General features: G+C 63.2%; 9 protein-coding genes. 5 read left to right on the top strand and 4 right to left on the bottom strand.

Translation table 11 applies throughout. The annotated features are described in order from the left end of the window. From EOA78_RS34435 to EOA78_RS34425, 3 genes are all read right to left on the bottom strand, one after another. Positions 1 to 963, bottom strand: a 963-nt coding sequence (locus tag EOA78_RS34435; protein WP_127320083.1) for a hypothetical protein, incomplete at its 3' end; no start/stop codon positions are given. 117 nt (positions 964 to 1,080) lie between these two features. Beyond that, a complete protein-coding gene (locus tag EOA78_RS34430; protein WP_127320081.1) occupies positions 1,081 to 1,584 on the bottom strand; it encodes a type II toxin-antitoxin system VapC family toxin in 504 nt (167 codons plus the stop codon). Beyond that, entirely contained in the window at positions 1,581 to 2,663 is a 1,083-nt protein-coding gene (locus EOA78_RS34425; RefSeq protein WP_164784094.1) for an XRE family transcriptional regulator, read from the bottom strand. The genes EOA78_RS34430 and EOA78_RS34425 overlap by 4 nt, the downstream gene beginning before the upstream one ends. 106 nt (positions 2,664 to 2,769) lie before the next feature. Between EOA78_RS34425 and EOA78_RS34420 the strand changes: the two genes are divergently transcribed. Beyond that, positions 2,770 to 2,994 (top strand): DUF2188 domain-containing protein, encoded by a 225-nt coding sequence (locus EOA78_RS34420; protein WP_127320077.1) that lies wholly within the window; start codon positions 2,770 to 2,772, stop codon positions 2,992 to 2,994. Between the two features lie 17 nt (positions 2,995 to 3,011). Continuing rightward, positions 3,012 to 3,218, top strand: a complete 207-nt coding sequence (locus EOA78_RS34415; RefSeq protein ID WP_127320075.1) for a hypothetical protein — start codon at positions 3,012 to 3,014, stop codon at positions 3,216 to 3,218. A gap of 1,154 nt (positions 3,219 to 4,372) precedes the next feature. On the opposite strand, the gene EOA78_RS34410 is transcribed toward EOA78_RS34415, so the two are convergent. Beyond that, on the bottom strand, positions 4,373 to 4,582 hold the full coding sequence (locus EOA78_RS34410) for a cold-shock protein (RefSeq protein WP_127320073.1): 210 nt from the start codon (positions 4,580 to 4,582) through the stop codon (positions 4,373 to 4,375). Between the two features lie 548 nt (positions 4,583 to 5,130). Between EOA78_RS34410 and EOA78_RS37600 the strand changes: the two genes are divergently transcribed. The 3 genes from EOA78_RS37600 to EOA78_RS34395 form a co-directional block, all read left to right on the top strand. Next, positions 5,131 to 5,313 (top strand): hypothetical protein, encoded by a 183-nt coding sequence (locus EOA78_RS37600; protein ID WP_127320085.1) that lies wholly within the window; start codon positions 5,131 to 5,133, stop codon positions 5,311 to 5,313. A 293-nt stretch (positions 5,314 to 5,606) separates the two neighbouring features. Further along, the gene (locus tag EOA78_RS34400) at positions 5,607 to 6,569 is read left to right on the top strand and encodes a DUF3991 and toprim domain-containing protein (RefSeq protein ID WP_127320071.1); all 963 of its coding nucleotides are present in this window, start codon (positions 5,607 to 5,609) and stop codon (positions 6,567 to 6,569) included. A 140-nt stretch (positions 6,570 to 6,709) separates the two neighbouring features. Continuing rightward, positions 6,710 to 7,102 (top strand): DUF1419 domain-containing protein (locus tag EOA78_RS34395; RefSeq protein WP_127320069.1); only part of this gene is annotated, 393 nt, incomplete at its 3' end.

Below are 7,102 nucleotides of genomic sequence, written 5' to 3'. Positions count from 1 at the left end.
GGTCATAAGGAAGAACCATCCGAACGGGAGCCCGACCTCACGGTCGATCGCTTCGATACGATCCATGAGGATGTGCACGGAGGAGTTGTCCGCAGCAAGCGTCGCGGCAGGCCGGCGCAGCGGCCGGGTGATGAATCCGATTTCCCGCTGGCCGTGATGTTCGTAGTCATTGATGTCGAGAGCCCAATGTTCATAGACGCGCTGCGTCCGGGCGCTCGATTCTTCCCAATCCTGGAAGAAGCGCACTTCGCGCGGCACGAAATCGAACCAGTTGGGCTGCAATTCCAGAAAGGGCGTTTCTCTGCCGTCGGAGCTGACCAGAACGCGCCGCTGCATCTCCGCGCGGCGCGCTTCGCGCTTGTCGCGTTCGATGCGGGCACACCGCGCGAGAAAGCTGCGGACATGCACCACGCCGCTGCTGGCCCGTCCGAGCAAACGGTAGAGTGGACCGGCCAGCATGTTCTCGTCGGCCATCTCACCGTGCTTGATCCATGCGGGATCGAGCAGATCATCCTCGCTCCAGGGCGGCGATGTCGGATCCACGATCGCCCCGGCGCGCCATTCGACCTCGCGGCCAAGCGAAATCTGTACATAGTCGGCAGCGCCCGGCCCTGTTGGCGCAAAGGCGAAGGCGCTGTTGCCATGCCATTCCGAAATCTGGAGATCACTGTCCCGCAACCTCGTCCAGAGCGCTTTCACGTCGCCACCACACTTGGCCAGCGCCTCGGTCATCCATGGCCGCAACTCCGCGACGCGGCTGCCATCCGGAGCGAGCACTGAGCGCACGTCGCGCCAATAGACGTCGTCGATGCTGGTGGCGGAGAACGAGAAGCCTGGAAATCTCTTCGTCAACGCCGCCGCAAGTGCTGCCTCGTCGGCGCCGGGCGGAAGGGCGGCCAAGGCGTTCTCGACCGAGAGCCGGTCGGGCAATCTGGCTGGAGCGTTCTCCGAAATGTCAGCCATCGGATGATCCTATCATTAACTGGACATAGTCCCACGAAGTTCGGTCTCTTGTCGACCATGGCGGGCTCACCTTCGAGCCCGACCTGTGCAGTGAGGACTCGATATGCCTGGGTCCGCCTACCGAAGACGGCGGAGCCGCTGATCGATGAGATTGTCGGGAAGGAAAACCGCCCGGTCCGCTTTCCAGACTTCCAGAGCCGTGATGAGGAGCGTGTCGTCGCAGGCATTGGCAGCCTTGAGTTCATCGACAATCCACAGGACACCATGAACCCGAAGCCCCGCCGCCGCCGCGACCGTGCGGAGCAGGCCGTCACCGGTCAGGAGGATGCCGTCCTCGTGATATTGCGTGGTGACGAGGCAAAAGCAGTCATTGGCCGACAGGCGGCCGTGCTGGCGCTTCAGCGCGAACACATTCCCCATGCGCTCAGGCGGCAGATCGAAAGTTTCCATGCCGCCATCATCGAGCAGCGCCCATTCCTGGGGAGTGAAGTCGAGCAGTTCGGATTCCCTGATCGGCAAAGGCACAACAAAGCGGTAGGGCAGACGGCACAGAACATGCAGCAAGCTGCCCTTGCGAAGGTCGATGAGACAGGATGCATCATTGACGACGACACAGGTCACTGCTCACGCGGCCCCCGAATTTCCCGCTCAACGGTAGAGAGCGGCAGGCGCAGAAGCTGTGCTGCGCGAACCGGTGAGATGAGTTCCTCGCCGAGTGCCCGCCAGACCAGACGCTCAAAACGCTGCGGCCTCTCGAAGGCGGCAAAGCCTTCGTGGTCGCGGATCGGTTCCGGCTCCTGCGCGCGCCATGACCGCGCATAGGTGCGGAAAGCATATTCGATCACGGATTGTGGCAGGATGCCGACCTGCCCGAGCCGCATCAGCATCGCCGCCGCCGAAACCCCGTAGAGGCGTTTCAGGCGCATGAGCTCGTGATAGGTCATGCCGTGGCGATGTGCACCGACTTCATCGACCAGATGTTCGGTCGGCACCAGAAACGCGCCCGCGAAGCGGTTCATCGCTTTTTCGAGGCCGATATCGGGATTGCCGGTCGCACGGATGACACGGTGCGCCAGTTCATGGGCGAGATTGAATCGCTTGCGCTCGATATTGGTCCGGCTGGACACGACAACGACTTGCGCCTCCGGCTTGCCGCCACCCCGTTCTACGTCGCAGGCAAGACCATCGAAGCGTTCCGGCAGGTCCGCCTCGATCACCTTGATCCCCTTGTCTTCGAGCAGTGCGGTCATGCTCGGGATCGGATCGATCCCCAGAGCCCATCGGCGGCGCAATTCTCTCGCTATCTCATCCACCACCTCGAAGCGTTGGACATGATCGGTCACGAGATCGCCGAAGGGATCGTCTGGCGGAGCCAATTCGAGGATGTCCTCGATAGCCAGATAGTCTTCTAGCTTTTCGGTGACGATCGCTTCGGCTTGGGCCCGATCTTGGGCCGAGGTCCCCGAGTGCTTGCGAAACTCGATTCCGCGGAGCGCCTCGACCTGCCCGCCCATGAGGAAATCGAGAGACACGCCAAGGGCTTTGCCGAGGCCGACCAGAACGGCCGACGACGGCATCATCTTGTCGGCTTCGTACTTGCTGATCGCCTGCGCGCTGACCTTCGGGGAAACGCGGTCTGCAAGGGCCTGCATCGACAGGCCAGCCTTCTTTCTCGCCAGTCGTAGCCTTTGTCCGAACATGGTTGCTTCTCCCGATTTTGAGTGGTTGATAATCCACATTTGTTTCAGTATATGTAAACACAAGGTTGGCGATTCTGTCAACCGGAAACGATATATGAGGTTTGAAATGTCCAAGAGAAATCAGCATGTTGTACCGCATTCGGGCGGCTGGGCCGTAAAGGGCGCTGGCAATCAGAAAGCCACGTCCGTCCACTCCACGCAGCGCGTAGCCATCGGTGCAGCCCGGGAACTCGCACGCAATCAGGGCTCCGAGATGTTCATTCACGGCGAGAATGGCCGTATCCGCGAGCGCAACACCTATGGCAACGACCCCTTCCCGCCGAAGGGCTGACACGAAAGGAGAACGCGATGGCCGGTATCGAAATGCGCTTCAATGGCCGCAAAGGCACGTCCAGTCAGCTTCAGCGCGAGCTGGCGCGCAATATGGAAAAGCACATCGAAGACAGTCTGAAGAAGGCTGCCGGTCCTGGCGTGCGGATGAAGAAGACGCGCGACGGCTATGTCTTCGAGGGCAGGCCCGAGCAGATCGAGCGCATGAAGAAGCGCTTGCGCTGATGGGGCCACGGAGCCGTACAGCGTCTCTTCACTCCCCGGTATCTGGTTGCGCCGCTTTGAGCGCAACCATCAACGCCGGTCGCTGAACCGCCGTCTGTAGCGGGAGATCGGGGTTGTCTGTCAACCGGAACTCCAGGCCGTGGCAAAGGAGCGCCTACGGTGCGGTAATTCCTCCCTCTCATGACCGCCGGCGGCTCGGTGATCCTGAACCGCCACCTCGAAAACACGGGGTCCATTCGTGAGCGTTTATCTGCTGCGCGCGTCGCCCTGCGGACAGCAGACGGCGAAGCCTCCACGGCCGCGAAAATCTCGCGATGGCGGCTCGACTCCGGGGCCGGCCCGCCACTTTTGGGAAGTCATCCGTGCCGGTGCCTGGCCCGGACTGTGCCCTCTGTCTCCTGACCGCATCAATGCCATCGCCCTGTTTCGGCCGGCGGGCCTCCCGACCGCCGCGTCGATGATGATGATCCCTCTGGAGAATAGTCTCTCTTGGAGAGCGCGACGGTCTGTGCCGCCTTCATCGTGTCTCCAGCCTTGGCCATGGCCCGCTGCCCTTCCCGGTCGCGCACCTCACGCGGGAAAGGATGTCGTCAACGCCGATCCTGAGGTGCAAACGTCACAGCGGCAAGACAGAATGCAAAGTCGGCACGACGGCATCCCGCCAGCTGCGTTTTCTGACCGATTTTTAGTATCGAGCATTTGCTCAGCACGCCGGTTCGATTTCCAGCCGGCTCTCTCCGCTCGCACTCCGCGAACCATGGCCGCGAAACCGGACCAGAAAGAAAAAGCCCGCTGCCGGGAGGAGGTGGCAGCGGGCTCGATTCGAAAGCGGCGCGGGACGAAGTGCACCGCGTTCATGCCGGCATCGCATCTGGGAGGAGGAGATGGCCGACCAACCCATGATAGCGATTGCGTCGGATATTGCAACGCACAAAAACTCTGCTGCACTGCAAACATACGCCCTCGGTTCACCCCGGTACGCGCGGCGGCGATGACCTTGGCGCTGGCGTTCATCAAGCTCACTTGCGGCCAGCGTGTTAGCGCCTCGGGATCGCGCCCCCGGGGCTGGCGCCGGCCTGGATAGTCAGCCACCTACCGGCGCGGAGGAGATTTTGCAAAGGCCGGCTTCAAAATGTGTGCGGCCTTTGAGCAATTCAGATCGCCCGGAGACTGCCAGCAGACGATTTGCCAGTGCGCCGGTCCTGCTCGATCTCATAGCTGACCTTCTGGCCATCGGCGAGGCCCTTCAACCCGGCCCGTTCAACGGCGGATATATGAACGAAAACGTCCGCTCCGCCGGCGTCCGGTTGGATGAACCCAAAGCCTTTTGTCGCATTAAACCACTTCACCGTACCTGTAGCCACGCGTCTGATCCTTTATCCTGGCAAGGCGGGCAATCCTCACCCGCGCGGGCGGAATCTAGCCATCGCCCTGAACACGTCAATGACGGTTGTCTTCCTCAACCTTTCGCCTGAGCCTTCCGCACTCGCAACCGCGGCAACCCAGCCCCGGTGTGGCGCCTTGATGCGCCCGTTCCGCGGTGGATATCGGTCCGGGAGAATCTCCCGATTTCACCGATGCCGCTTATCCCGAGCAGTTCGGGCTTTCGTCTGCGATCGGTGATTGCCTCCCAGCCCTTCGGGATTCGGTCGTCCGCCGTAAGGCGCCCGGTTACGGGACGAGAACGCGCGTGCGGAAGGGACTGACCACCTTTGAACAAGCCCAACCCCGCTCTTCCCTGATGGCTTTCCTGGTCCTGTTCCGGATCTTCCACGATCAACCCTCATCGGGGTCCGCTACGCAAGCGTGCGGCCGCTTGGCTAAAGCCTGCGCGGTGATCGCGACCGGACCACGACACTGACCGGAGCCATCGAGCGGGGATTGGCCTCGCTCAAAGATGGAAGGCCCTCAAATCTCGCACGATCTTTCTCTCGCTCAACACCACGCGCTGGACCTCGCCCGCACCCTCATGGTTCCGGTCACCCTGTTCGAGGTCGACGGAGTGATCGGCGTCTTGCCGAGCGACGAACTGGGCGATGCGGACGTCGAGATTCTTCACGAATACGACCCATACCAGATCGGGCTGGCTCATTGAGCCGGCCTCGACCTGGCGGTCCGCCCCGTCAGAAATGCCGGGCTGCGCCGACCGCGATCAAGCTGCTGCCGGTCGGCGCGTCGATGCGCCGTAGTGGTGCCGCTTGCGAGCGAGCGGCGGCAAGGGAGGCTGCGCCGCGGCCGGGCAATCCCATTGACCCCTGCGGAATTCCTCAGTTGCCAGCCGCGCCCTTGCCCCCTTCGCTCTTCGCGGCGGTGGGGTCTGGTCCTGCGGGATGCGCGGGAAGGAAACCGAACAGGAAAGGCCGGAACCCGATGGGCGCCGGGAGTGGAATGGAAAAGAGCGACGTCGAGGAACTCAGGAGCGGTGTGCCGTGTGCCGCGGTGCTGGAGCGGGCGGGCTTCGCGGTCGATCGCCAGAAGAGCACGAAACGCGCCGTCAAGTTCCGGCGCAGCGACGAAATCATCATCGTCATCCACGATGGCAAGGGCTGGTTCGATCCGCTGTCGGACGCCAAGGGAGACGTATTCCGCCTGGTCGAGCACCTCGAGGGCGTCCCCTTTGTGGATGCGCTCGACCATGTGGCGGAGCTGATCGGGTTCGTCTCCAGCGAGCCCGTCTGGACGCGAGTTCCCAGCAACAATCGACCGGACCTTGCGATTCCCGAGCGCTGGCAGGCCCGCCGCAAACCATGGCGCGGCTCCATGACCTGCCGCTATCTCACCGACGAGCGCCGTCTCCCCGAGACCGTCATCGGCGCGGCAATCCGCCAGGACCGGCTGCGCGAGGGCCCGCGCGGCAGCATGTGGGCCGCGCACATCGACGAGGCCGGCGCGGTCACCGGCTGGGAGGAACGTGGGCCAAACTGGCGGGGATTTGCCACCGGAGGCGGAAAGGTGCTGTTTCGCTTCGGCCGCGACGATGCCGCGCGCTTCTGCGTCACCGAAGCGGCGATCGATGCCATGAGCCTCGCCGCGCTCGAGGAGGTGCAGCCCGATAGCCTCTATCTGAGCACCGGCGGCGGCTGGGCACCGGCGAGCGTTGCGGCCATCCGGGGGCTTGCGGCGCGGAAGGGCGCGCTTCTTGTTGCCGCCACCGACAACAATGCACAGGGCGACATTTATGCCGGCCGGCTCGAGCGGATGGCGGTGGAGGCAGGGTGCGGTTTCGAGCGGCTGCGCCCTGCGGCCGATGACTGGAACGAGGATCTGCGTGCGATGAAAGAACCGGAGAAGGAGAAAAGGAGGGAGAAGAAAGGCCGGCTGCCGCATGCCCGCCGGCCGCGTCAAGGGTGAAGCTGCGCCCGGCTTCGCCGGCCCTTGACCCGTCCGGACGGAGAGGCGGCCGCGGGGAGGGGTCAGGAAGGGCTGAAGACGATGGTGACATCGAGAGGATGAGCCGCGCTCCGGCCCGACGAGGCTAAAGGAGCCCGCTCATGAACCCCACCTCTTCGATCCGCAAGATCTATCAGGGCATCGCCGATCGGCGTCAGATGTTCCGCCTGTTCGACCGTCATGCCCAGCGCCCCGATCGCTGGCAGAACGACGACAGCGCGCTGTTCGCCGGCGAATGGTTCGAGATCGCCCGGTCCGAACACGATTACATGCTCGACATCCTGCCGCCGCTCTGGATGCGCGGCGACATGTTCGCCATGCGCGAGTTCCTCACCGACAGCGTGACAAGCATTTTCTTCGCGCTGACCATTGATGGACGTATCCGGTATTTCCACGGCTATTGCGACCTGTTCGAGCGGGGTTCCCCCGATCGCATGAAGGCGGCGATCGTCGAGCGCGAGTCCCGCCCGGTCAGGGCTATGACGCGCGAGGAG

Origin of the sequence: Mesorhizobium sp. M5C.F.Cr.IN.023.01.1.1, assembly GCF_003997585.1 — a bacterium.
Classification (GTDB): Bacteria; Pseudomonadota; Alphaproteobacteria; order Rhizobiales; family Rhizobiaceae; genus Mesorhizobium; species Mesorhizobium wenxiniae.
This window is presented reverse-complemented; position numbering and strand designations above follow the sequence as displayed.

Excerpts from the sequence above, each read along its gene's own strand:
- EOA78_RS34425 (WP_164784094.1), bottom strand. The coding sequence starts at position 2,663 with ATGTTCGGACAAAGGCTACGACTGGCGAGAAAGAAGGCTGGCCTGTCG.
- EOA78_RS34420 (WP_127320077.1), top strand. The coding sequence starts at position 2,770 with ATGTCCAAGAGAAATCAGCATGTTGTACCGCATTCGGGCGGCTGGGCC.
- EOA78_RS34415 (WP_127320075.1), top strand. The coding sequence starts at position 3,012 with ATGGCCGGTATCGAAATGCGCTTCAATGGCCGCAAAGGCACGTCCAGT.
- EOA78_RS34400 (WP_127320071.1), top strand. The coding sequence starts at position 5,607 with ATGGAAAAGAGCGACGTCGAGGAACTCAGGAGCGGTGTGCCGTGTGCC.